Below are 306 nucleotides of genomic sequence, written 5' to 3'. Positions count from 1 at the left end.
GTTGCAAAAAAAGATTGCCCGGACAATTACCTTTATGTGCGCAGTCGGCAAAAAGCAGTCAAAGAGGCCTCGATGAACGAACACTTTTCACAGCATTACCAGGAAGAACTTGAGAACATAAAAGGGGCATTACACAAAAAAGGGGGTACGAAAAAAGCTGGAAAAAGTATGGGAGCGCATCGGCAGGCTCAAAGAAAGGTACCCCACAGCCAATAAGCATTACACAATTACAGTAGTGCCCGATGCAAATCAGGAAAAAGCCACAGACATAACCTGGGTTAAAAACCCTGTGAAACCCAAACAGGG

1 protein-coding gene is annotated in these 306 nt (G+C 44.8%); it reads left to right on the top strand.

Translation table 11 applies throughout. The features are described 5' to 3' along the window. The coding region (locus ATH1_RS22020) for a hypothetical protein (RefSeq protein ID WP_010424814.1) at window positions 1-216 on the top strand (216 nt) is incomplete at its 5' end. Window positions 217-306 lie beyond the last annotated feature (90 nt).

Source organism: Anaerophaga thermohalophila DSM 12881 (genome assembly GCF_000191885.1).
In the GTDB taxonomy this organism is placed as follows: Bacteria; Bacteroidota; Bacteroidia; order Bacteroidales; family Marinilabiliaceae; genus Anaerophaga; species Anaerophaga thermohalophila.
Note: the sequence above shows the minus strand (reverse complement) of the source record. Positions and strands in the feature narration are given on the sequence as shown.